This window comes from Marinoscillum pacificum (genome assembly GCF_024714495.1).
Lineage (GTDB): Bacteria > Bacteroidota > Bacteroidia > Cytophagales > Cyclobacteriaceae > Marinoscillum > Marinoscillum pacificum.
The window spans coordinates 60,275-82,299 of sequence record NZ_JAMZMJ010000019.1 but is presented as its reverse complement, the minus strand read 5'-3'; the positions used below and the strand labels follow the sequence as shown (position 1 = coordinate 82,299).

The window sequence follows — 22,025 nt, the reverse complement described above, 5'->3', positions numbered from 1 at the left end:
GCTATTCCTGAGTATCGGAAGCCGATTCTCGAATATATTCTACTGTGGGTAAGGATATTGTAAAAGTAGCACCTTCCCCCAACTCTGAAGTAACAGAGATATTTCCGTTATGGTTTTGAATAATCTCATAAGATATGGAAAGACCAAGGCCTGTACCTTCTCCAGGAGGTTTGGTAGTGAAAAATGGATCCATAATCTTAATCAGGTTTTCTTCTGAAATACCAGCGCCACTATCTTTTACGGATACTTTTACGTGCCGATCTTCCATGTACGTTATTATTTTAATGACACCTTGACCGGAGATGGCTTGAGAAGCATTGACGAGCAAATTTAGAAATACCTGAAAGAGGTTACTGACATTTCCTTGAATAGGAGTAAGGTCTGATGCATAATTTTTCTGAATGTCAATACGTCCTTTGATCTCACTGTTCAGCATGACCAGACAGCTGTCTACAATTTCATTGATGTGACAGGTTTCGTTCATGGACTCTCCCTGACGACTAAACTGGTTAAGGCTTTTTACAATATTAGTTGTACGATCAATTCCTTCATCGATTGTTTTTTTGAATGTAATTAATTCATCATCCAGATCTTTATGGCGATCATTCAAAATGGTGAAAATGGAATAGATACCGCCTCGAATGTAGTTTAATGGATTATTGATTTCATGAGCGACTCCAGCAGCCAATACTCCTAAGGATGCCATTTTTTCAGATTGGATGAGTTGGTCTTGAGTTTGTTTTAACTCACTGATCGTGTTTTCGAGTTGTTCATGGCCATGTTGTAGTTCTTTATTCTTGAGCTCCAATTGTTCTGTTCTCAGTTTAACCTCCCTTTGAAGATGTCTTTTTCTTTTTAAGAGATTGACATTCCACCACCGAATGAACAAAACGATAATGATGAAAAACAGACAAACAGCTAACAGCCTTACCCAGTGCAATTCCCACCATTTGGGTTGTACAATAAGGTTTAAAGTGGTGACTTTTTGACTCCAGACATTGTTGGTATTAGCTGCACGAATATGTAACACATACTTACCAGGCGGCAGGTTAGTGTAGGTTATTGTTCTCTTGTTCCCATCATTAACCCAGTCTTTGTCATATCCAGACAGGAGATGTTGATAGTTTATCTTTTCCGGGGTATAAAAATGGATGCCAGTGTGAGTTACTTCAAAGTCACGCTGCGATGGGTTCAATACAATTGGGTCCTCAGTGAAATTGATAGGACTATTTCTGCTTAGAACGGCCTGTACGTTGATGATAACATTGCTACTATCTACCTTAAATTCATCTGTTTTGAGTGCTGCAATTCCGCTAATTGTGGGCCACCAGGTATGTCCATCTGTAGTTTTGGCAATAGTCCCAGAGTAATTGCCTTCTCTCATTCCATCAGATGCATCAAGTGTGATGGTATTAATTTCACTTATTTGATTATATGCGAAATTATTTAACATCGATTTGTTTGCCATGAATAAACCCATGTTACCAAGCATCCATAACCTTCCTTGGTTGTCCTCATGAATTCGGGAAACAATATTTTCGCTTAACCCAATTTGGGTGTTAAAGAGGGTTACTTTTTCTCCTTCTAGTCGAGTGAGCCCACCTCCATAACTACCTAACCAAAAAACTCCATCAGTGTCTTCATGAATAGATCTAATTGGTCCATTGGAGATGCCATCTTTGGACGTTAACATCCTCATAGATTTGTTGTTGATTATTGAGACTCCATTATCAGATCCTATCCATATCGATTTATTAGTGTCCTGATAGATGGTGTTGATCATGCTATTGTCAGGTGTTTCTACTGTTCGTAATTGACCCTGATCATATTCATAAAGAATTCCCGAAGCAGTGCCAATCCATAAAATACCAGAGTCATTGGCGTAGAGAGCGGTAATGCGGTTTTGATAATTAGCGTTAGGAAGTTCAATGTAGTTGGTTAGGAGATTATCCTTTAGTTGATAGACTAAATGAGATAGTCCTACCAACATGATGTCGTTAAATTGATCGTAGAATAAAGATTGTGCGCACCTTTTGACATTTATATAGTTGTCAAATTTTAGGCCGTTGTGATGTATCAGATAACTACAGGCTGTGGACATCCACATTCCACCATGTCCATCGGTGCTGACCGTATTTATTGGTTCAGAATTTTGATTGATGGTTTCCCAAATAGATATGGTGTTTGGCTTGATAAGCAATAGTCCATTGCCTTCCGTTCCAACCCAAAGTTCGTTGTTGTTTCCTTTTACCAGACAGTTTATATCTATGTCTTTTAATACCAGTTCCCAGGTCATAATCCTGGAATTGGACAGTGTTAAATGATATAAGCCATGGTGAGTTCCAAGCCACATTTCATTGGCATCAATGACAAGATCACGTGGCTTGTCAATGTTTTTAGGGAATTTTAGCGTGTCAATCTTGATTGTTGTCTGACCTGAAAACAACACTAAATGATTCTTCATTAATACCCAAAGGCTGTCCTTGCCTGATGAAACCAGACTCCATTCTCCCTGGTCATTGATTATGTATTCGTCAATAACTTCCAGGCCATCATGTAACAGGATTGTTTCCTTATCACTAAAGCCAGGTACTCCAGCTCCTATGGCTATAGTCTGTGTGTTTACCGTTTTAATGGTTGTGTACTCCGAAAATTGATTGCTAACAGCTACATCCATCAACTGCTCACCTACAAGTTTTTTAATGCCTTTACTGGTAGAAAGCCACAGTTCTCCATTGCTCTTTTCAAGGATACCTTTATATCTGATATGCTCATTTTCAGATCCCTGGCCGAATGTCTCGAAAGTGTTATTTTCCAGCTTGGTTAGACCTTTGTTTTCATGAAGAAACCAGAGTCTTTCCTGGGAGTCTTGAAAAATATTTAAAAGTCTGTTAGAGGCTAGGCCAGGAGTGTTTCCGATATTGAAGTTTGTGAATTCGGTCCCGTCAAATTGATGTAAACCTCCAAATGTTGCTAACCACAAAGAGCCATCTTGATTGATAAAGATGTCTCTAACTGAATTCTGAGTTAGCCCATTACTTGTAGTCCATTGTTTAATGCTGTATTTGTTGACTTGCCGAATCGGAATGGCATCTTGTGCATATGAAACAATGGAAATAAGCATTAGGAATAGCGTTAGCTTTCCTTTCATATCTAATTAGTCTGGTCGATAGTGGTTGATGTCAATCAATATGACTCACCTTTTTATGCTTGACCAAGTAATGAACAATTGAGATAATTTCAAACTGCTTCTCGACGAGTAGAGGATATTTCCTGTTTAAAAAAAAAGCATTTTCTAGACTCCTTAAGGTGAAAAAATAGCTGATATATAACGCTCTAAACGGGGAAAAGAGCCCGTACTTGATGTAAGAAAATGTTCTAATTATCTAAGACGTTCTTGCTCTTTTTCTATTTATCAAATCCTTCTTTTTGCATTGTAAATGTTGTCAATTAGGTTTGGTCTGTTTTGCTTCAAGAAAGGGTAGGCAAGGTGATGAGAAAGGAAGTTCCTTTACCGGGATTCGAAGTGACGGATATTTTTCCTTTATGATTTTGAATAATTTCGTAGGTAATAGACAATCCAAGACCTGTTCCTTTGCCAGGTGGCTTTGTAGTAAAAAAAGGATCCATGATTTTAGTAAGGTTTTCATTAGAAATCCCAGTTCCAGTGTCTTCAATTAAAATTTTCACATCATTTTCTTCCATGTAGGTTTTTACTTTGATGGTTCCATTAGTGGTAATGGCTTGGGTGGCATTGGCAAACAGATTGATGAATACCTGAAATAGATTACTAACATTACCTTGAATTGGAGATATCTCAGGGGAATAGTCCTTCTCCACCTTGATCCGATCTTTTAACTCGCTATTAAGCATAACAAGACAGCTTTCAATGATATCATTGATGAAGCAAGTTTCATTCATTGATTCCCCGTTTCTACTGAATTGATTCAGGCTTTTAACAATATTTGTAGTTCTATCTATCCCTTCTTCTATTGTTTGTCTGAACGTGAATAATTCTGAGTCCAGGTTCTGGTGCTTTTCTGTTAAAATCGAAAAGATGGAATAAATGCCTCCTCTGATAAAATTCAAAGGATTGTTGATTTCATGAGCAACTCCAGCTGCCAGCACACCTAGTGAAGCCATTTTTTCAGACTGTATCAGTTGATCTTGTGTTTGTTTTAATTCGTCAATAGTGTCTTCAAGTTGGTACTGACGGGTCTGGAGCTCTTTGTTTTTTATTTCTAATTGTCGGGTTCTTAGTAAAACCTGTTTTTCAAGTAATCTTTTTCTTTCTAAGAGAGTCTTGTTTCTCCACTTGAAATAGATGATTGAAGCAGCTACCAGGATTAAAATGGCTAAAATTTGTATCCATGTTTTTTCCCACCAGTGAGGCATGATAGTGATTTTAATGGATCGTGTTTTATCACTCCAGATGCCATGGGGGTTTGCAGCCTGGAGCATAAGGGTGTATGTTCCGGGAGAAAGGTTGGTGTAATTAATGGTGTGCTTGTTGTTGTCATAAAGCCAGTCCGTATCATACCCAACTAATTGATGACGATAGAGAATTCGTTCGGGAGCGCTATAATGAGTTGCGGTAATTCCAATTTCAAAGTCACGTTGATTGGTGCTAAGATTTATTTGATCATCGATGAGGTGGAGTAGTTCATTCTTGGTTTTTATGTAGTGAACATTGATTTGTAAATTGCTGCTGTCTATTTTAAACTCGTCAACATTTATCACAGCTATTCCATCAATTGTGGGCCACCAGGTTAATCCATTCGTTGTTTGGTGTACTTTGCCAGCTCCATTTCCCTCTCGCATTCCATCCGATTCGTTTAGCAAAACACAATTGATCTCTGAGATCTTTTTAGTGGCGTACTGATTGAGTGATTTTCGAGAAGTTACGAACAAGCCCAGGTTACCCAGCATCCACAACCTGTCGTGGGAATCTTCATAGATTCTTGATACCACATCTTCACTTAGTCCGTCGCTCTTGTTAATTATCGTGATTGAATTTTCGTCAATTCTTGATAAGCCGCCACCATAACTGCCTACCCAAATGATTCCTTCGTCATCCTCATAAATACTTCGAATGGCTCCTGCAGATAAACCATCACTGACTGTCAAAGATTTTTGTTGAAGGTTAGAAATTATCATAATTCCTTCATTAGTTCCGGCCCAGATTTCTCCATTTTTAAGTTGGGTAATAAAATGAACCAAATTCCCTTTTTTAGAGTCATAGGGAGTTAATACATTATTGGTGAATTGATAAATAGTTCCTCCACCTGTTCCTATCCAAATTACTCCTGAGCGATCTACAAACAGTGAAGAAATTCTATTCGAATAATCATTTTTAGGTAATGAAACGACAGTATCAAGTTCATTATTCTGGAGTTGGAGTACTTGATGATCTGTGGCCATTAGTATAGCTTTTGTGGCATGATTGTACTCCATGGAAACAATGCATCTTTCGATTTCTAAATGAGCATCAAAATATTTTCCATTATGATGAATCAAAAAACTACACCCATCAGCATACCATATTCCGCCTTTACCATCAGCAGCTACTGCTCTGATTGAATTGGAGTCATTGCCTTTCTTTTCCCAAATGGTAATATCCTTGGTGTCAATTCTAAATAAACCATTTCTTTCAGAACCTACCCAAATATTTCCTTCGTCATCTTTTTTTAAGCAGTTGACACTGATGTCAGGGATGATTGATTCTGTTTCGTGAATCGGTGATTGATCTCGCGGTAAGAGATATAAACCAGAAGTAGTGCCTAGCCATAACTGATCATTTACCTCTAATAAATCTTTAGGTTGACCGAGTTCATCAGGAAGTAATATCATCGTGATTTCATGTGAGGAGATATTAATCAGGCGATTACTGATTAATGCTTTAACCTGATCTGGCGAGGTTTGGCTGAGAATGACGGTTTCGGCATTGTCAACAGGTATAGATTTAAGTAATTTTTCACGATTGTAAATAGCAACTTTATTTTGCTTGCTAAATCCGGGAACTCCAAAATTGACAACTAATAAACTATCACCAAGTAATTTAAATTTCCCAGCATTAGGAGGTGTGTTAAATGCTGAAATTTGAGTTATAGAATCCGAAATAATTCGGTTAATTCCCTGATAAGAGTTTAGCCAAATGTCATTGTTGGGGCCTTTTGAAAGGTTTGTATAGGCATATTGTTCGTATTTTGTGCCTTCTCCAAACTTGAAGAGTGTGTCATTTTTGAAGTAGTTGAGTCCATTGGTTTCATGAGCAACCCATAAAGTTTCTTCATCATCTATAAATAAATCTACTAACCTGTTGGAAATCAGTTTAGGTGTATTTCCGATGTTGTAATGTTTGAAATCGGTGCCGTCAAAATTTATGAGGCCTCCAAATGAAGCCATCCACATGGTGCCGTTTGAAGTGAATGCAATATCCCTGATAGAGTTTTGAGGAAGCCCGGTTTCAGTTGTCCAGTTTTTTATTCGAAATTTTCCTGATGGGTTGAGAAATGCTTGGTCTTGAGCTGACATTGTAGCACAGAGTGTTATGAAGATTAGCACACAGAGGCATCTCATAAGGTTTGGTTAAGGTTAGTGGTTGACTGTGGTTGCGACCTTTTTTGAGAAGGCCTAATAAGAGTGAAAAGAAAGTGATTTTTTAGATAGAGTCAAAGATCTTCTCGATGAGTATGTTAAAAAATACTATTAAACGTATTACGTTGCATGTAAGAATATGTTTTTACTAGAAATAAATGCATTTGATTTCTCATCTATAGATGCGAGGAAATAGCATTTATTTGGCGATTACTCAGATAGCGTTCCATTTGTTCCATGTAGATGGTTTTTATCATTACTCTGGCAATTCTCTCCGTAGTGGTCACGTCTTTCATTTTCTTCAAAAGTGGGAATAATGGCTTCATTACCCGGTAGATATTGTCATAGAGTTTGGTACGTGATCGTATGCCTCGTTCTGGAATAATAAAGCCTGGTCGAAAGGCATATGCTTTCGAAAAACCTTTGGCTAGAAGATAGTTTTCTGTTTTGCCTTTAACACGAGCCCACATTTGTTTGCCTTTTTCTGAGCTATCAGAGCCCTGTCCAGAAACATAGTTAAATGTCATGTTCGAGTTAATTTCATAGCAAACGTCAATCAAAACTTTCGTTACTTCAAAAGTGATTTTTGAATATTGATTTTCATTAAGTCCCAATGCAGAAACGCCCATGCAATGGAAACAAGCATCCAAAGGACCAAATTGATCTTTCAAAGCGGTTAGTTGGGTAAAATCCTGTAATAGTACCTCTTTTATTTTAGCATTTTCTAAACCTATTGGGTTGCGGTTGAGTAGTACGATGGTTTCTATGGAATCATCGTATATGCATTCGAGGAGCACCCCCTTTCCAATCATTCCAGTAGATCCTGTTATTAATACATTTGCCATGGTCTAATTTACCTCTTTTGATTCAACAAAGCTTATTTTAGTTAAGTTAGGTAGGATAAATCCGAATCTTTTAGAAGTGATGAAAATTTGGTCATATTCCTCCATCATTTTTGGACAGATAAGCACGCTAGAGCCTTCTCCCAATTATTAAACGTTATATTGATCATCAATTTTGGTCATCTTATTTCTTTCTATATAAAGTTTCAGAAAATTGGTGTTGGTTAATTGTCTAATAATCAGTTATTTACTATAGGTTTAGTCGGAAATCATCTATTTTTCTACTAGTAAACCCTACTAAATGATGAGAAAACTAATAATCCTCTTGATGGTAATATTGGCTGCATGCGATAAAAACGACCCTGAATTGATCTGTATAGATCGAACTCCAGAATCTATCCAGGAATGCGTAACTGAAGTCAATGTATCGAGTGATCAATGTATTTTATTAGAATCCAGACAATTGAATGGATATTTTAAATACGTATACTATCATGATGGTGTCAAATACGATTCTGTAGAGAGATATGAGGATCAAGAGGGTGAGTTGAAATTACAAAGTACCTATTACCTGACATACAACAGAGACGGGTTGTTTTCGGAGGTAAATCAACGATTTGTCAGTGGTGGTAGCCTCAATTATCTATTTGCCTATGAAGAACCTGTGATGGCTGTTCGAATTAATTTGCTAAGCGTCGATAACGAAGTAACGTTAGATTACACAACCTTGTATTTATACGTTCCAAATACTCCTGATACGCTTTACTATCAGGATTATTCCAAAATATATCCAGGGAGTCCTGCCAATAACATTGAAGTGTTGCAGTATGAAGGAGGTAATTTGATAAGAGGGTATCAATACAATGAAGAGGGCACCTGCGAGTTTCAGAATAATCTGTTTAGTTTAAATGGGCGTTATTATTATGATAGCAGGCCAAATGTCTTGACTCAGGAAGTTTTACTTGGACGCTCTTACGATTTTAGTCTTTTTGTGAGTTTCGATAGCAATAATTACATCGGTGAGGCTGATGGAATTAATGATCCAGCCGTCAATTGTTTCACAGTGCTTACCAATGGTGGTGGAGATTATTGGTTGAAAAGCAACGATTACGTGGAGTATATATATGATTGTGAGTAGACTGTTTAGGCAGTGCTTTAGGACTGATAAAGATCAGTGAAATCAAAGTGCAGTTGCTAATTATTGACTTTAATTGTCGTTTGATTGATACCGATAATGTCCGATGATTTTGTAGTCGAACAACATGTCTTCCAATACTTGTCCTCTTCCAATATTGTGAACAATAAGGTATCGAGTTTTCGAAGCATTCAGTTGGTCGCTGACAATGCCAATATGGGTAATGGCTCCACCCAGGTTCCAACATACCACATCACCAGGTTGGTAGTTTTTTGGGTCAGATGTGATCGTTAATGTTTGCCCTTTTCGTTCAAAAAAGGTCATAAGATTGGGTACTCTTCTGTGGTCGATGTTTTTATCTGTTTTCTGGAGTCCCCAAACCGAAGGATATATCTGAAAATTAGCGATCATATCTTCATGCACTTCTTTTTGCAAATCAATGCCCAATTTGCGGTACGCACGGATCACTACATCTGTGCAAACACCTTTTCCTGCAGGAACATCGCCATTTGGGTAACTGATAGAGAAATAGCTTGGGTTGTAAACTACTCGGTCGTGTGTAAGTATCAGAGCCGAGTCTGCCAACTGATTGAAGAAGTCCGTTTGACTCCAGCACCACTGCGGAAACAATAAAAGCACTACGATCAGATGTTTCATAGAGTGAAAGTTGGTGCTTAAATAACCTGCTAACGGATGTAATTATTGTTCTTGAGGCTGTTTCGTCAAAGAGAATTGATGAAGTGTTTTGACTCTTTCTGCTTTCTGATACCAATCATTAAATACCAGTTCCATCGATTCTACAGTAAATGATCCGAGCATGGTTTCTCTCATTTTATGAAGGAGCAGGGCCAAATGATTATGGTCAATCATTGGCTCTTGAAATCGAATAACGGTAGAATGAGCTGTCTGAATCGCGTAGCGCTTGTCCAATGAATTTTCTAGATCCGAAGATTTGAACACTTCACGCAATCTATCTCGAATAATGCTTAGCGTGTCATCTACAGGAAATCCTTGAAGCATGATACAGGATGAAGAAGCCGTGAGCCCATCAAATGAAATATTGAATGGATTAATGTCCGTCAGACAGTTTTGAATGATGTCAACGTACTTACTGACATCTATTGAAGATAAATCGAACCCTGAATAGCACGAGATGATGGACATCACGGTGATGTGCATGTCTGATTCTGGATAGTAATATTGATGTGGTTCGATCTTTCTAAACTCCTCTAGAATACCGCTGATCTGTTTTTTCATTACTTCGCTCGGGCGAATGAGTAAAGTAATGCCCAGACGATCATCGTCAGGTGAATCAATCAACGGGTCTGTTTCATAATTACCTACCTGAATTTGTGGATAGGCTTTAAGATACATTTGATTGTATTGAAGAGATAGTGCTTTGGTCATACTCAAAGGCTAAACGCCTCCGAGTATATAGTGTTCAGAATCTTTTCGACTTTTAGTCAATTATTTCTTCGAGCCAGGAATTCAATTTATTAATACTGGCTGGATCTGTGGCATGGCCGTAGCCATGTGAGTACAAATCGAGGCTTCTGATTTTTCCTTCAAGGACCTCCTGAGCTTCTTTAGCATAGTTGAAGGTCAGCATTTTGTCCGCAGGGCTATGGGACATAAAGATCTCCATAAGTTAGGAAGAAAAGGTGATATGGATGTACCTACACTTTATCCATTATATCCTAGCCTTTTCTTCCAGTAATTAGCAACCATGGTAATGACTTTTTTGCGTGGAAGAAATTTTAGCAAGGATATTTGTCTTGTCCTTCCAGTAATCACATAATGTTTTTTGGCAAGAAATGCATCCAGGCCCTGTTGGGCAACCTCATCGGAGGACATCAGCTTATCCGTTGCATTGCCCTTGTCATTATTCGAATTAGCCACTTTATTAAAGTTACTCTGTGTTCCGGATGGACATAAACAAGTTACCTGAATGTTGGTGCCGGCAAGTTCTCCTGTCAAAGATTCGGATAGACTCAAAACATAACTTTTAGTAGCTGCATACACCGCTGAGAATGGAATCGGCATGAAGGAGGCTGTAGATCCCACATTGATGATTCCTGCTTCTGGCTTTTGTTTGAAGTCCTCTAAAAATAAGTAGCACAGTTCGGTAAGAGAGAACATGTTGAGTTGCATCATGTTGCTATACTCATCCAAAGTGAAATCCTCAAATCTTCCCCATTTGCCAAAACCGGCATTGTTTATCAAAAGATCAACCGAAATATTCTGTTTCTTGATTTCAGTGTAAAGATTTTGTCCTGCATTTGGTTGTCCAAGATCTGAAGGTAGAACGTGCGTCATGATTCCATATTCACTTTCTAATTCAGTGCTAATGGTTTCTAGTTGATCTTTGGATCGTGCAACCAACACTAGGTTGACACTTTTAGCTGCTAATAGGTAAGCAAATGATTTCCCAATGCCGGAAGAGGCACCAGTGATAAGGGCTGTTTTGTTTGTCAGATTCATAGTGGATGAGGAGTAGTTAAAATGAATAGCCTACTATGAAGTTGCCATTGTAAAAGAGTTTACTTTCTTCAGCTCTTGGGTAGGATTCATCGGGAAAAATGATTTTTCCGAATCCCAATTGCACGTTGTAGAACCATTTCCCTTTGAGGAAATAGCCTTTGTATCCGGTGTAACATTCTGGGACGATGTAGAAATCTTTGTAATCCTGACCATCAACCACATTATTGTTGATGCTCACAAACTCCGGATATATGGACAGTTCGGTGTTAAAACCTTTCCACCAGTAGTGCCGATAACCAGGAGCTATCGCAAACATGGTTTTATCACCTTCATTTTCTGCATGCGTTCTGGGCCGGTAGTTGATACTGGCAATGAGTTCGCCTTTCATACCATTCTGAAATTGTGCGACTTCATGTCCGTATTTGATTTGGTAGATTTTCGGAACTAACGGCCAAATGAGGTTGAATTCGAGGTGGTTCTTTGGAGAACTTTCCTGACCAAAGAGCTTAGTGGATGTGCCAAGGAGAACGATCAGAACAACGGAAGTAAGTGTCTTCATAAGGAATAATTTTGAAGGCAAATTTCTTACTAAGCTTTATCTGATTTTTTACCAATTGGCAAATAATGGATCACTCACACTTTTTCTAATGCGACTCAATGAATGCTGTGTAATCCCCAGATAAGTGGCAATATGTCCCAATGGAACCTGCTGAAAGATGTCAGGATTACCCTTGACGAAGTTGGTGTATCGGGTTGTGGCGTCTTGATTAAGCATGGCTGTTTTTTGAGCCACTTTCGCTAGTAAGCGGGATTCAATAATGTTTTTGACTGTAGTTTCCCAGTTGTCCACTTCCTCTGCCAATACTTTGAGGCTGGATTGTGAAAGGACGATCAATTCAGCATCCGATTCCGCCTGAATATAGGTTTCTGATAAAATACCCTCATTTAAGCTTCTCAAATCGGTGGCAAATTGCTCAGGACCGATGAAGTATTTGGTGATGTCCTTGCCTTCATCATTAAAAAAGAAAGCTCGGAGTACTCCTTTCGTTACAAGTCCTATCCGAGTACATCGTTTATCAGCTTCTAAAAAGTTGCTTCCTTTTCGTAAATGCAAGGGCTCGCAATGTTGACTAATGAGCTCTTTGTCTCTTTGAGAGAATGTTCCGAACTGACCTAAGAACTCAAATAGCTGCTTCATCGATAGTTTTATATAACGCTTCCTAAAAACGTTCGACCATCGAAAGTTAAGAAGATTTACTCGTATTCGCCTCAAACTGCTCAACCACTTTCATTGCCTGAACTTGATTGGAGTCGGATACAAAAACTTTCACAGGTTGGTAACCAGCTGGCGCAGCATGCCACGGAACTAGCGTGCCTATGAAATCATCTTTTAAGAAGGCTATGATGCCTTCATTTTCCAATAAGTCTTTCACCATACTGGCCCGAATTGGATCACTGGCATATACTTCTTTTAAGTGAATGTCTGTATTGGATTTCATATTGAAAGTATTTGAGTATTATATCTAAATCTAACGGTAATCTGACTCAAAGGATGTCAGGCTAGTTCAAATCAAAATAGAACGTAGTGAGTTCAGTTGTTCTGAATCCGTCAATGAATAGAAGTGTTTTGATTGCCAACTTTGGGTAAAGCGAGCCTGGTTGCTGATCACTTCATCCCATGGTGGATATACCCGCAAGGCACGCTTGCCTTCTTTGGTAGTGGAGCTGATAATCCGCTTTTCAACAAGTAATGGTTTTGGAAAAAGGAAAATACCGTCATGTTGTTCATTGGAAACCTCTATGATGAAGAAGTCAAATGGATCATTACTCTCAAAAGGCTCAATGATTCCTTTTTCAGGGTTTCGTTTCCAAAACGTTACGAATTGACCTGCTTTTTTGGGAGTGATTTTAGCTGTTCTAAATACAATACGATGGTTATTGACGGTAAATCTGCAAGCATTATATTCCTCACTTTCGTTCTCTTTTTGGAAATTATTAATGCTAACTGATTTAAGAAATGAATTTTTTTTATGATTGGTAACGGTATTTAAAAACATTTACAGTAGATTCAATAACTATTTGATGTGTTAAAATTCAATTAAAACTTGAAATAATTCATTTTTAGAAATCCAATTGCCAAAGATCGGTCGTAAATTACTGGACAGGTCAGACGTGGCCATTTTTTCAACCATAAACCTTAACTAATGAATCACTTTGAAATGATTAAGGACGTAGCAAAGTCCTGGAGCCTAATTACCGTAACGGGAGCTGGCTTAAGCGGATTGATTTTTTTTGTAGAATTCGTTTTATAAAAATCATTTAGTCAGAACCTTCTTGCACGGCAGTTGTTTACCATGCACACTATTTAAAGTTATGCTATGGAAGACCAGTCGTCAAGAAGGTTTAGTTTAAAAGACATTTTTCGATTGTTGAAAGGCACGTATAAGGCCTGGAACAATGATGATCCCTGGCGACTTAGTGCTGTTGTAGCATATTATGCTCTACTTTCTTTGCCTGCACTTTTAGTGATTGTAGTCAATGTTGCCGGATCCATCTACGGGCAAGAGGCTGTAACAGGCGAACTAACTGATCAGGTATCAGCAGCTATTGGAAAAGAAGCTGCTCAAAGTGTGGAAGAAATGATATTGGAAGCTTCCAAAAGCGAACAATCCATTTTATCTACGATCATCGGTATTGGTACATTGCTTTTTGGTGCTACCGGTGTGTTTTTTCATTTGCAAAAGTCGCTCAATCAGGTTTGGAATGTGCGTCAGGATCCAAAATCTCCATTTAAACGTATGGTTTTTGATCGGGTGAGAGGATTTGGGTTCGTTTTAGTGATCGGATTTTTATTGCTTCTTTCTTTGGCTTTAACTTCTGTTTTATCCGTGCTAAGTGATTGGTTTAGAGCTCAGCTTCCGGATATCCTAATTCCTATATTCTTCCTCTTGAATTTTCTGATCTCCTTTGGTGTGATTACGGTGCTTTTTGCCCTGATCTTTAAGTTTTTGCCTGACGTGGATATTCAATGGCGAACGGTTTGGATAGGCGCAATCGTTACCTCTTTGCTGTTTTCTCTAGGTGAGTTTTTACTAGGCATTTACTTTGGGCATTCCAACCCTGGGTCCACCTATGGTGCCGCAGGTTCGCTCATTTTAATCCTGCTTTGGGTTTCCTATTCCTGTTTGATACTATTTTTCGGAGCTGAGTTTACCCAGGTTTTTGCCAAGTTTTATGGTCATCCTATTCAGCCATCTTCACATGCTGTTAGTGTGAAGATAGTTGAGCGAATAGAGGAATAGGTATCACTTATTCAAAAACTCTTCGAACAGCTCTAAGATATATTGCTGCTTATAATCAGGGTTCAGAGTGGTGATTTCACCAATACATTCTCCATGAGTTCCGGGAAGAACGGCCATTTCAGAGTTAGGTAGTAGCTGGTGCATTTCTAAAATGTGAGTTGGTAATATCACATCTTTGTCACCAACCACTAAAAGTGTTGGAGCTTTGATGGACTGAAGGAGTGTGTTCGGGATATCTTCAAAGTTCACCATACGTTTGGCATCCCTGTCATGCATGATTTGTAACCTTGTAGAGTCGGGAGTTACTTTTAAGAAGCCTACTTGAAGTGGCTTGGGCATGTTTTCCAGGTTGGCACTTTTCATAAAATCCCAAAAGAAATCAGGTACTCCATTTCGTTTTGCGAGAGGTGAGACTGCAATGAGTTTATTCACTTGATTTGGGTGTCGGAAAGACAATAGCAAGGCGGTTGTTGCTCCATTACTGAATCCAAGGATATCAGCTTTTTCAATTGCCAGATTGGCTAATAAGATAGAGATGTCATCAGCATCTTGCTCAAAGCTTGTGTCTGTTCCTCGATCATCTGTTCGGCCGTGAGCTTGCAATTCCATAGCGATTACTTTTCGGTTGGTAGCTAAAATTGGAATGATTTGTGACCAATTGGTTTCAATAGTTGATCCACCACCATGAATCAATACGATTGGGTCTCCTGTGCCATGAATTTCATAGTACATGGAGAGTTCATTTACTTCAGAATATCCTGAGGAGAACGCTGTAGAATAGGAGTTCTTGGACACGGCTGTTTGATTTGTCTCGGTTGAGCTACAAGCTACTAAGATGATGGAAAGGAAAATGAGGTTTTTCATAAGGCAAGGGAGGTGAAGTATTAATAATAAGAGGATGTCTCAAAAGGTTGTCTGTTGTCATTCTGAAACTAGCCGTTCGCATTTATTTCAGAATCTAAATAGTAGGACTTTGCAGAATTAGAGATCCTGACATTCCATGCGGAACAAGTTCAGGATGACTAAATAATTGCTTTTGAGACACCTCTTAACTATGAAGCTGATTTAGACACATCTTATCTCAATATCAGCAAATACTTGTTTCGATTGTCAAAAATGATCCAGAGTAGAATGGCCCAAACGATGATCGCCATCACAAGCCCTTCTGGTGCTACTGTCAGGTGTGTCAGCAAAATGCCAACAGCAATTGGGAAAAGTATAATCGCTGCCAGTGCTCTTGTTTTTGGTAGCATAACCAGTAATTCTCCTAAAATTTCAACAATAGCAATAAGTGGCAATAACCAGCTAATTTCCATCATCGCTGCATTGTCTTTAACGACTGCCTCTGGTAGGTTATCAGGAACGGGTATGTAGTTAAATAACTTATTGAGTCCTGCATTTAAGAACATCATTCCAAATAGGATAGATATTCCGGTTAGAATTTTATTTTTCATAGCTGGTTGTTATTAATCGGTTGATAATTGATCATCCAATTGATGCCGTAGCGGTCCTGGAATGATCCAAAATAGGAGCCAAAAAACATGTCTTTCATGCCCATTTCCACTATGCCTCCTTCGGATAGTTCATTGAATAGTCTGTCTGCCTCTTCTTTGCTGTCAGGTTCCAAATGGATGTGCATGTTGTTGCCATAATTGATTTTGAAACCCATGCTTTCAGGTGCATCTGTCGCCATTAAGCGATGGCCGCCCATAATGGTGAGTTCAATGTGTATGATGAGTTTTCTATTGGAGTCATCCAGAGGAGGTTGCCCTTCGAAACTGAAATCTTCAAATCGCTGAATGCCTTTACCTGTGAACTCACCTCCAAAGACTTTCTGATAGAATTGGAATACTTCTTCCGTGTTGCCATTAAAATTGAGATAGGTGGCTACTCCAGGTTTGTTGGAAGTCTTGTTTTCTTTACGCAGCTTGAATTGTATGCTGATGTAGTGATCCAGATTCTCCAAACCAGCTGTAAATCCTTCTTTGAAGCCCATTTCGATGATTTTTTCCAAATCCTCCAGGCTTTTGTACGTGATCTTAATGGTGACTAATGTCTTTTCTGAGTCAACAGACGAGAATGCGTTATGCCAGTGTGATCCCGGATGTATTTCGTTGATGACACCCTCGCTATCACAGAACGCATCGTTTGCTTCAAAAACTTCGCCTTTCTGGATGTTGCTGAAATCAGCACGACACCAGTGAACATCACCGTCAGGTCCAGACATGTTGTACAACCAAAAGCCGCCATTACGGAAATCCATAGTTTTGGTGTTGCATTTGTATGGTTTGGGTGCCCACCATTCATCTAGTGCCTCAGCGGTGGTCCAGGCTTGCCAGACAAGATCTTTCGGGGCATCAAACTCTCGTTTCACGACAATGGTATTGGTGGACTTATCTACGGTAAAGTCCATTAAAAGTGCTGGATTCATAATTTTTGTAGTTTCTCTGTGATGTATTGTTGAAGTCTTATGCCGTTCTGTTTCAAACCTTCCGCTGCATTGTGTGCTTTGAGAACGGCTTGAAGTAATGCTGCAGTTTTGAAAGTCATGGTCCATTTCAAAGTAGTTTGTTCACCATCCGACTCAAAATCTACTACGGCAAGAAAATCCGGATTGAAATGCTCGTAGGAGATACGCTTCATGGGTGATATTTCTTTGAAGACACTTCGGTTGGGATAATTGGTGCCATCTGGACCGTGCATGGTTAGTAGCCATTCGCCACCTTCCTGAAAATCCATTTTGTGAATGGTGGTAGTGAAACCGTCTGGTCCCCACCACTGGGAAATGTGATCAGGGTTTCTCCATGCTTCCCACATTAGCTCGAGGGAAACATCAAAGGATCTTTTGAGTGAGATTTGTCTGTCGTGGAGTGTTTCCATTAGCTTTTCTGATTTTTAAGTTTGGCCAGGTATTGATCCAGATTGTTGAAGCGATTTTCCATCACTTTCTTAAACTGCTCTAGCCATTTTTCGATTTCTTTCATCTTTTCACTGTTGAGGTGGTAGTGAATTTCGCGTCCTTGTTGCTCCTGGTTTACCACTTCACATTCTACCAGTACTTTCAGGTGCTTGGATACCGCCTGTCGGCTGCTGTTGAAATGCTCGGCGATGGCATTGGGAGTCATGGCGCCAACCGCCAGTAGAAAAATGATCGCCCTCCGTGTAGGATCGGCAATGGCTTGAAATATGTCTCGCCTGATGGGTTTTGATTTATTTGCTACCATATGGTTGCAAATATATACGCAACAATGTGGTTGCGCAAATATTTTGTCAAGAATTATTTTGGGAACAGAGAGGTTAAATGATTTAAGTGTTTGATAGCGAGGTGTTTGTTTCTTGAAGGCGAGTGTTACTCCTTAGATCCATATGTTCTTTTTAATCAGAAATGCTGCGAGGAATGGATTCTAGGGGAGTCTTAGTTCTGGTTGTTTAAAAGTGAAGTTCAATGAAATTGCACTAATTCATATTGAGAAAAGGATTTAATGCTATCTCAAAAGCACTTTTAAAATGTCATTCCGAGGTAACGAGGAATCTTGCATCTAAGAAAGTGATAACCATCATTTCAACACAGATTTCTCCAGAGTCGAAATGACAGCTTTTAAGTAGAAGATTTAGCAATCAATTTTTTGTGCCTCCAATCCAACCCAAATGGGTGTGCTTGAAATCATCGTTGTACTTCAAACCATAACCAAACATGCGATCCATGGCCGAATGACCAAACAAGATGATTCCGGTTAATGAAATGATAGAGTTCCCTGTCCAATAACCCAATACAATTACCGCGATCGCTAGAAGTTTGTGGTGAAACAGGTTATACGTCCATGCGCCAATTTTCGTGTTGGCCAGATAGCCGACCATGGAAAGGTCTGGGAGCAATAGGAGAGCCGGGAACAACCACCAGGAAAAGTCCAATTGTGAGAAAAGTAGGATAGCGAATAGGAATTGACCAAGTTCTTCGAGTTTGATGCTAGTTGTCATGAATGCGTTTGTTTAATGATTATGACACGAAGGTCAGGCAATTCTAAACAGCAGCTCTTGACATAAATCAAGAATTCTCCAAGCGTCTTTTTCGAATGCGACTAAAGGTTTCTGGGGTCATTCCCAATACGGAAGCAATGTATTGCAAGGGCACCAGATTGAACAATTCTTTGTTTTGATTAAAGTACAAATCATAGCGCTGTTCAGTCGTCATGGACAAATGGGTGAACACCCGATCTTCGAGTGTTTTGAAGCACTTGATGATGAACTGTTTTTCAATCTCGTTCCATTTAGGAAACTCCTTGCAGAGTCTTAGGTAATGGGATTTATTGATGGTCAGAAGCTCCACATCAGTCAGTGCCTGGATACTCCATCGGTTGGGTTGCTCGAAGAAGAAACCCATGATTTCAGTAACCAGGTAGTTTTCTGTAGAAATCCATTGGGTGACTTCCCGACCTTCTGAAATGGCATAAACTCTCAAAAGACCAGATTTTACGAGGCTTAGTCGTTTGCAAACATCTCCTGCCTTGGTGAAGTAGTCGTTTTTACTCAGCTGCTCTTCTTTGAAATAGGAACGGATAGTCTTCAGTTCCTGATCGGAGAGCTTGCCAAAATGTGCCTGAATCAGACTGTTGAAATCCTGCATGTTACTTTCTCAGAATCTTTTCCATGGCTTTGCCTTTGGCCAATTCATCAACCAGCTTATCCAGGTAGCGGATTTTTTGCATGAGCGGATCTTCTATCTCTTCCACCCGATAGCCACAAATCACACCTTTAATCAAGGATACATTCGGGTTTAGCTCAGGTGCTTCAGCGAAGAACGTTTCGAAGTTGGTTTTGTCATCCAGAATACGCTGAAGGTCTTGCTCATTGTAACCGGTCAGCCAATAAATGATGGTGTCCACTTCTTCTTTGGTACGACCTTTTTTCTCTGCCTTGGTGATGTAGTGCGGATACACTCCGGCAAAAGCCATGGCATAAATTCGATGGTTGTTCTTCATAATTGGATGCGTTGAATAGCTAAAATTAAGGGATTGTTGGGTAATTATTTACCGGTCAACACAAAAGCTCCCCAGTAATATGGATGAGCATATTTTTCTTTCAGTTGCAGCTGAGCCTTTCGGAATGACTGATGAATAGCGTTTGATTTCAAGTAGTTGGAATAAAACAACGTCATCAATTCTTGCGTGGCTTGATCGTCTACTTTCCACAAGCTCATGATCAGATGTTGTGCCCCAGCGACATGCAAAGCGCGTTGCAATCCATACACTCCTTCACCGGCATTGTTGGTGCCAAGTCCTGTTTCGCATGCGGATAGTACGACTAGTTCTGTTTGATCCAAAGACATGTTGGTCACTTCGTAAGCAGAGATTAATCCCTGGTTGGTATCATTGGCTCCGGCCAATGCGATTCCCGATCCGAGCATGGCTTCTGTTAGGGAGGACCATTGAGTGGAATTGGTAGGCGTGAAGAACCCGTGAGTGGCAATGTGCAGAATTCGTGGATTGTCACTGTTTAATAACTGGTCTTTAGTCGCTTGTGAGCCAATGTAGGGAATCGTGTTCCATTTGGCTTTTTGCAGTTCGTTAGTAAGTTGTTTGATTTCTTCCGCCGTACCGGGAAGATCACTAAATGGTTGACGAGCCGAACTATTGCTGAATTGCGGATTGCCAATTAAAACGGCTTCTTTGGATTTAGTCTGCACTTTCTGAGTTAGCAGCTCTTTGGTGTTGGTCAATGGAACTACTTCGGTTTCTTCAAGCAAATACCTTCCAGTCTTTGGATCTTGCAGAGACTGCAAGTTGATTTGGTTGTAAATGCCATCATTGGAAATGTAAATGCGTTTTGGAAACTGTTGCTTTGGATGCAGAGACTTGAGCGCATCGCCAATCGGTTGCCAATACACGGTGTAGCTCAGGCTATCTTCCAATTGATACAACATGGAGTTGTGATAGCCCTGGTACAATTCCTTTTCCAAATGTTTCGACTTGCGGCTCAGCACCAATGCCATTTTGGGTTGCTCGCTGGTTTCAGGAGTAACTATCAATGCCAAATACGCCAATCCATCCAGTAACCGAATCACTCAATAGCTGCTTCATCAGCTTTCAACGAATTTTGGATGGTTTGCCAATCCATCTGTTTCATTTCAAAGCCCGTTTTGAAGTTCTGCGAATGAGCCACCAACCACTTTTCTGTGTTCTCTATTCGCTCTTTGATGGTTTGAATGTTTTCTGCGGTTGATTCGCTGGTTTGCATGCTCGCATACAGATTCTTCAATCGGTCCCAGTTTTCGTAATTCGCAATCAACTCGGCATTGCCACTGCTTAGAATTCGTTCTTTCATGCGCCTGCTGGAGTTGAGAATGATGGCTTTGGTTGTCAGCTGTAGATCGTACAGCGATCCCGCGATCTGGTCATTGATGTAAGGATCGTCACTGTCTTGCAAAGGCAATACTCCGGAAATCTCCAACCCAAAAGAGAGATAGCTCTGAATGAATCCCTGTTGCTTTTGATAAAAGATCAGTTTCTCTGCTTCGCTCAGGTAAGTGAAGTTTTGTTGGATGTCCTCAATCAGGTCTGCAATTAAAGTTTGATAAGCTTCGTCTGCTTCAGGGTAGTTGCCATTCCAACGATAGCACTCTGCCAGGTTGTAGAGTGTTGTTTGGTAGGTGATTGGATCTTTTAAGGGTTTGCTCGACTGAATAGCGAGAGATTGCACAAAATAGCTAATGGCCTGATCGTAGATCTCCAACTCAAAAAGCATTTCACCAAGATTGTTGAGGAGGGAAGAGTGAACGGGTCGTTGCTCCAATCCATTGTTGGTGGAGATGCGCTGTGCCAGATCCCAGTAATATAAGGCAGAGTCGTAATTGTCTAACTCCCGATAGACGCTTCCCAGATTAAGCAAGGCATAAACCTGATCGAGAGCATTTTCATTTTCCTGAACCAACTCCCAATATTCCAGTGCATAGACTTTGGCTTCAGCAGGTTGACCAGCTGCGAGTTCGTACGTCACCAGGTTGTTAAGAGACTTTTGATAATCCGTGGACGACTCGTAGTTGAGATAGACTTTACGAATCAAGGCAATCTGACTTTGCAGTGACTGAATTGCCTGTCCCAACAAACCTTTTCGGTAATAGAGAGAAGCCTCTGCTGCATTCATCAAGATCAACGCCCGAGTAATCTCTGCATATGAACTGTCATAATGAGCAGGGTTCTTCGTTTGGATGGAGTTGTGGTTGGGCAACGCTTTTTGCAGGTAAAACTCGGCGCTATCCAGTCTCCCGGATTGAAGGAAAGCATTCACCAAATTGGTGTAAGCATCGGTTTGCGCGATATGCGGTAAAGTGTAAAGACGATTCGCCAGATCACTCGCTTGCCGGAAGTGCCAGATGCTGTTGGTTAAATCCGATTTGTCTGAAAGGAAGTATCCTTTGTTGGTCCAACTAATCAACCGTTCACTAGACTGAGGAGCACTCAATTCAATGGCCCGATCGATGGCTTCTAATGCTCGATCCAAATCGCCATTTTGGTAATAGCTCATTGCTTGCCGGTTGGTTTGCTCCCAGGATTGGGCGTGACCCACGAGTAACAATGCACTGCAAAACAGTGAGAGGATGATTTTGATGAGGGTTGACGTCATTTGGATAAAACTACGCTTTCCTAAGAGCAAAGTCAATGAATCCAGTTT

23 protein-coding genes are annotated in these 22,025 nt (G+C 39.9%); 2 read left to right on the top strand and 21 right to left on the bottom strand.

Annotation, left to right across the window (positions count from 1 at the left end):
- Window position 1: 1 nt before the first annotated feature.
- The 3 genes from NXS00_RS25435 to NXS00_RS25425 form a co-directional block, all read right to left on the bottom strand.
- A complete protein-coding gene (locus tag NXS00_RS25435) occupies window positions 2-3,151 on the bottom strand; it encodes a sensor histidine kinase (protein ID WP_258102113.1) in 3,150 nt (1,049 codons plus the stop codon).
- A gap of 320 nt (window positions 3,152-3,471) precedes the next feature.
- Entirely contained in the window at window positions 3,472-6,534 is a 3,063-nt protein-coding gene (locus tag NXS00_RS25430; RefSeq protein ID WP_258102112.1) for a sensor histidine kinase, read from the bottom strand.
- A gap of 239 nt (window positions 6,535-6,773) precedes the next feature.
- Window positions 6,774-7,442, bottom strand: a complete 669-nt coding sequence (locus tag NXS00_RS25425; protein WP_258102111.1) for an NAD-dependent epimerase/dehydratase family protein — start codon at window positions 7,440-7,442, stop codon at window positions 6,774-6,776.
- A 298-nt stretch (window positions 7,443-7,740) separates the two neighbouring features.
- On the opposite strand from NXS00_RS25425, the gene NXS00_RS25420 reads away from it, so the two are divergent.
- Window positions 7,741-8,577 carry a hypothetical protein gene (locus tag NXS00_RS25420; protein ID WP_258102110.1) on the top strand — a complete coding sequence of 279 codons (837 nt, stop codon included), beginning with the start codon at window positions 7,741-7,743 and terminating at the stop codon, window positions 8,575-8,577.
- A gap of 69 nt (window positions 8,578-8,646) precedes the next feature.
- Here the strand turns inward: NXS00_RS25420 and NXS00_RS25415 are convergent, their stop codons facing one another.
- The 8 genes from NXS00_RS25415 to NXS00_RS25380 all read right to left on the bottom strand — a co-directional run bounded on the left by NXS00_RS25415 (window position 8,647) and on the right by NXS00_RS25380 (window position 13,112).
- Window positions 8,647-9,231, bottom strand: coding sequence for a DUF1287 domain-containing protein (locus tag NXS00_RS25415; RefSeq protein WP_258102109.1), 585 nt, complete (start codon window positions 9,229-9,231; stop codon window positions 8,647-8,649).
- Window positions 9,232-9,273: 42 nt separating this feature from the next.
- On the bottom strand, window positions 9,274-9,981 hold the full coding sequence (locus NXS00_RS25410; RefSeq protein WP_258102108.1) for a 2'-5' RNA ligase family protein: 708 nt from the start codon (window positions 9,979-9,981) through the stop codon (window positions 9,274-9,276).
- A gap of 52 nt (window positions 9,982-10,033) precedes the next feature.
- Window positions 10,034-10,207: an alpha/beta hydrolase gene (locus NXS00_RS25405; RefSeq protein ID WP_258102107.1), complete on the bottom strand. Its 174-nt coding sequence runs from the start codon at window positions 10,205-10,207 to the stop codon at window positions 10,034-10,036.
- A 50-nt stretch (window positions 10,208-10,257) separates the two neighbouring features.
- Entirely contained in the window at window positions 10,258-11,055 is a 798-nt protein-coding gene (locus NXS00_RS25400; RefSeq protein ID WP_258102106.1) for an SDR family NAD(P)-dependent oxidoreductase, read from the bottom strand.
- Window positions 11,056-11,071: 16 nt separating this feature from the next.
- On the bottom strand, window positions 11,072-11,614 hold the full coding sequence (locus NXS00_RS25395; protein ID WP_258102105.1) for a hypothetical protein: 543 nt from the start codon (window positions 11,612-11,614) through the stop codon (window positions 11,072-11,074).
- Window positions 11,615-11,662: 48 nt separating this feature from the next.
- Entirely contained in the window at window positions 11,663-12,253 is a 591-nt protein-coding gene (locus NXS00_RS25390; RefSeq protein ID WP_258102104.1) for a Crp/Fnr family transcriptional regulator, read from the bottom strand.
- 46 nt (window positions 12,254-12,299) lie between these two features.
- The gene (locus NXS00_RS25385) at window positions 12,300-12,554 is read right to left on the bottom strand and encodes a putative signal transducing protein (protein WP_258102103.1); all 255 of its coding nucleotides are present in this window, start codon (window positions 12,552-12,554) and stop codon (window positions 12,300-12,302) included.
- A gap of 66 nt (window positions 12,555-12,620) precedes the next feature.
- Window positions 12,621-13,112 (bottom strand): MepB family protein, encoded by a 492-nt coding sequence (locus NXS00_RS25380; RefSeq protein WP_258102102.1) that lies wholly within the window; start codon window positions 13,110-13,112, stop codon window positions 12,621-12,623.
- 321 nt (window positions 13,113-13,433) lie between these two features.
- Between NXS00_RS25380 and NXS00_RS25375 the strand changes: the two genes are divergently transcribed.
- Window positions 13,434-14,357: a YihY/virulence factor BrkB family protein gene (locus tag NXS00_RS25375; protein WP_258102101.1), complete on the top strand. Its 924-nt coding sequence runs from the start codon at window positions 13,434-13,436 to the stop codon at window positions 14,355-14,357.
- A gap of 3 nt (window positions 14,358-14,360) precedes the next feature.
- On the opposite strand, the gene NXS00_RS25370 is transcribed toward NXS00_RS25375, so the two are convergent.
- From NXS00_RS25370 to NXS00_RS25320, 10 genes are all read right to left on the bottom strand, one after another.
- The gene (locus NXS00_RS25370) at window positions 14,361-15,221 is read right to left on the bottom strand and encodes an alpha/beta fold hydrolase (RefSeq protein ID WP_258102100.1); all 861 of its coding nucleotides are present in this window, start codon (window positions 15,219-15,221) and stop codon (window positions 14,361-14,363) included.
- A gap of 212 nt (window positions 15,222-15,433) precedes the next feature.
- A complete protein-coding gene (locus NXS00_RS25365; protein WP_258102099.1) occupies window positions 15,434-15,811 on the bottom strand; it encodes a DoxX family membrane protein in 378 nt (125 codons plus the stop codon).
- Window positions 15,808-16,788, bottom strand: a complete 981-nt coding sequence (locus NXS00_RS26895) for an SRPBCC domain-containing protein (RefSeq protein ID WP_308709871.1) — start codon at window positions 16,786-16,788, stop codon at window positions 15,808-15,810. The genes NXS00_RS25365 and NXS00_RS26895 overlap by 4 nt, the downstream gene beginning before the upstream one ends.
- Complete coding sequence (locus tag NXS00_RS25350; RefSeq protein ID WP_258102098.1) at window positions 16,785-17,237, bottom strand: SRPBCC domain-containing protein; 453 nt, start codon at window positions 17,235-17,237, stop codon at window positions 16,785-16,787. The genes NXS00_RS26895 and NXS00_RS25350 overlap by 4 nt, the downstream gene beginning before the upstream one ends.
- Window positions 17,237-17,557 carry an ArsR/SmtB family transcription factor gene (locus tag NXS00_RS25345; RefSeq protein WP_258102124.1) on the bottom strand — a complete coding sequence of 107 codons (321 nt, stop codon included), beginning with the start codon at window positions 17,555-17,557 and terminating at the stop codon, window positions 17,237-17,239. Before NXS00_RS25345 ends, NXS00_RS25350 begins: the two co-directional genes overlap by 1 nt.
- A 418-nt stretch (window positions 17,558-17,975) precedes the next feature.
- Window positions 17,976-18,335 (bottom strand): DUF4260 domain-containing protein, encoded by a 360-nt coding sequence (locus NXS00_RS25340; RefSeq protein WP_258102097.1) that lies wholly within the window; start codon window positions 18,333-18,335, stop codon window positions 17,976-17,978.
- Window positions 18,336-18,402: 67 nt separating this feature from the next.
- Complete coding sequence (locus NXS00_RS25335) at window positions 18,403-18,981, bottom strand: Crp/Fnr family transcriptional regulator (RefSeq protein WP_258102096.1); 579 nt, start codon at window positions 18,979-18,981, stop codon at window positions 18,403-18,405.
- Window position 18,982: 1 nt separating this feature from the next.
- Window positions 18,983-19,336 (bottom strand): DUF2200 domain-containing protein, encoded by a 354-nt coding sequence (locus NXS00_RS25330; RefSeq protein WP_258102095.1) that lies wholly within the window; start codon window positions 19,334-19,336, stop codon window positions 18,983-18,985.
- Window positions 19,337-19,380: 44 nt separating this feature from the next.
- Window positions 19,381-20,418: a CHAT domain-containing protein gene (locus NXS00_RS25325; RefSeq protein WP_258102094.1), complete on the bottom strand. Its 1,038-nt coding sequence runs from the start codon at window positions 20,416-20,418 to the stop codon at window positions 19,381-19,383.
- Window positions 20,415-21,878, bottom strand: a complete 1,464-nt coding sequence (locus NXS00_RS25320; RefSeq protein ID WP_258102093.1) for a tetratricopeptide repeat protein — start codon at window positions 21,876-21,878, stop codon at window positions 20,415-20,417. Before NXS00_RS25320 ends, NXS00_RS25325 begins: the two co-directional genes overlap by 4 nt.
- Window positions 21,879-22,025 lie beyond the last annotated feature (147 nt).

Bases quoted from the DNA above. Each gene is read 5' to 3' on its own strand.
- NXS00_RS25365 (WP_258102099.1), bottom strand. From the start codon at position 15,811: ATGAAAAATAAAATTCTAACCGGAATATCTATCCTATTTGGAATGATG.
- NXS00_RS25320 (WP_258102093.1), bottom strand. From the start codon at position 21,878: ATGAGCTATTACCAAAATGGCGATTTGGATCGAGCATTAGAAGCCATC.
- NXS00_RS25395 (WP_258102105.1), bottom strand. From the start codon at position 11,614: ATGAAGACACTTACTTCCGTTGTTCTGATCGTTCTCCTTGGCACATCC.
- NXS00_RS25390 (WP_258102104.1), bottom strand. From the start codon at position 12,253: ATGAAGCAGCTATTTGAGTTCTTAGGTCAGTTCGGAACATTCTCTCAA.
- NXS00_RS25425 (WP_258102111.1), bottom strand. From the start codon at position 7,442: ATGGCAAATGTATTAATAACAGGATCTACTGGAATGATTGGAAAGGGG.
- NXS00_RS25335 (WP_258102096.1), bottom strand. From the start codon at position 18,981: ATGCAGGATTTCAACAGTCTGATTCAGGCACATTTTGGCAAGCTCTCC.
- NXS00_RS25415 (WP_258102109.1), bottom strand. From the start codon at position 9,231: ATGAAACATCTGATCGTAGTGCTTTTATTGTTTCCGCAGTGGTGCTGG.
- NXS00_RS25375 (WP_258102101.1), top strand. From the start codon at position 13,434: ATGGAAGACCAGTCGTCAAGAAGGTTTAGTTTAAAAGACATTTTTCGA.
- NXS00_RS25410 (WP_258102108.1), bottom strand. From the start codon at position 9,981: ATGACCAAAGCACTATCTCTTCAATACAATCAAATGTATCTTAAAGCC.
- NXS00_RS25385 (WP_258102103.1), bottom strand. From the start codon at position 12,554: ATGAAATCCAATACAGACATTCACTTAAAAGAAGTATATGCCAGTGAT.
- NXS00_RS25340 (WP_258102097.1), bottom strand. From the start codon at position 18,335: ATGACAACTAGCATCAAACTCGAAGAACTTGGTCAATTCCTATTCGCT.
- NXS00_RS26895 (WP_308709871.1), bottom strand. From the start codon at position 16,788: ATGAATCCAGCACTTTTAATGGACTTTACCGTAGATAAGTCCACCAAT.
- NXS00_RS25370 (WP_258102100.1), bottom strand. From the start codon at position 15,221: ATGAAAAACCTCATTTTCCTTTCCATCATCTTAGTAGCTTGTAGCTCA.
- NXS00_RS25400 (WP_258102106.1), bottom strand. From the start codon at position 11,055: ATGAATCTGACAAACAAAACAGCCCTTATCACTGGTGCCTCTTCCGGC.
- NXS00_RS25350 (WP_258102098.1), bottom strand. From the start codon at position 17,237: ATGGAAACACTCCACGACAGACAAATCTCACTCAAAAGATCCTTTGAT.
- NXS00_RS25420 (WP_258102110.1), top strand. From the start codon at position 7,741: ATGATGAGAAAACTAATAATCCTCTTGATGGTAATATTGGCTGCATGC.
- NXS00_RS25430 (WP_258102112.1), bottom strand. From the start codon at position 6,534: ATGTCAGCTCAAGACCAAGCATTTCTCAACCCATCAGGAAAATTTCGA.
- NXS00_RS25435 (WP_258102113.1), bottom strand. From the start codon at position 3,151: ATGAAAGGAAAGCTAACGCTATTCCTAATGCTTATTTCCATTGTTTCA.
- NXS00_RS25330 (WP_258102095.1), bottom strand. From the start codon at position 19,336: ATGAAGAACAACCATCGAATTTATGCCATGGCTTTTGCCGGAGTGTAT.
- NXS00_RS25405 (WP_258102107.1), bottom strand. From the start codon at position 10,207: ATGTCCCATAGCCCTGCGGACAAAATGCTGACCTTCAACTATGCTAAA.
- NXS00_RS25380 (WP_258102102.1), bottom strand. From the start codon at position 13,112: ATGTTTTTAAATACCGTTACCAATCATAAAAAAAATTCATTTCTTAAA.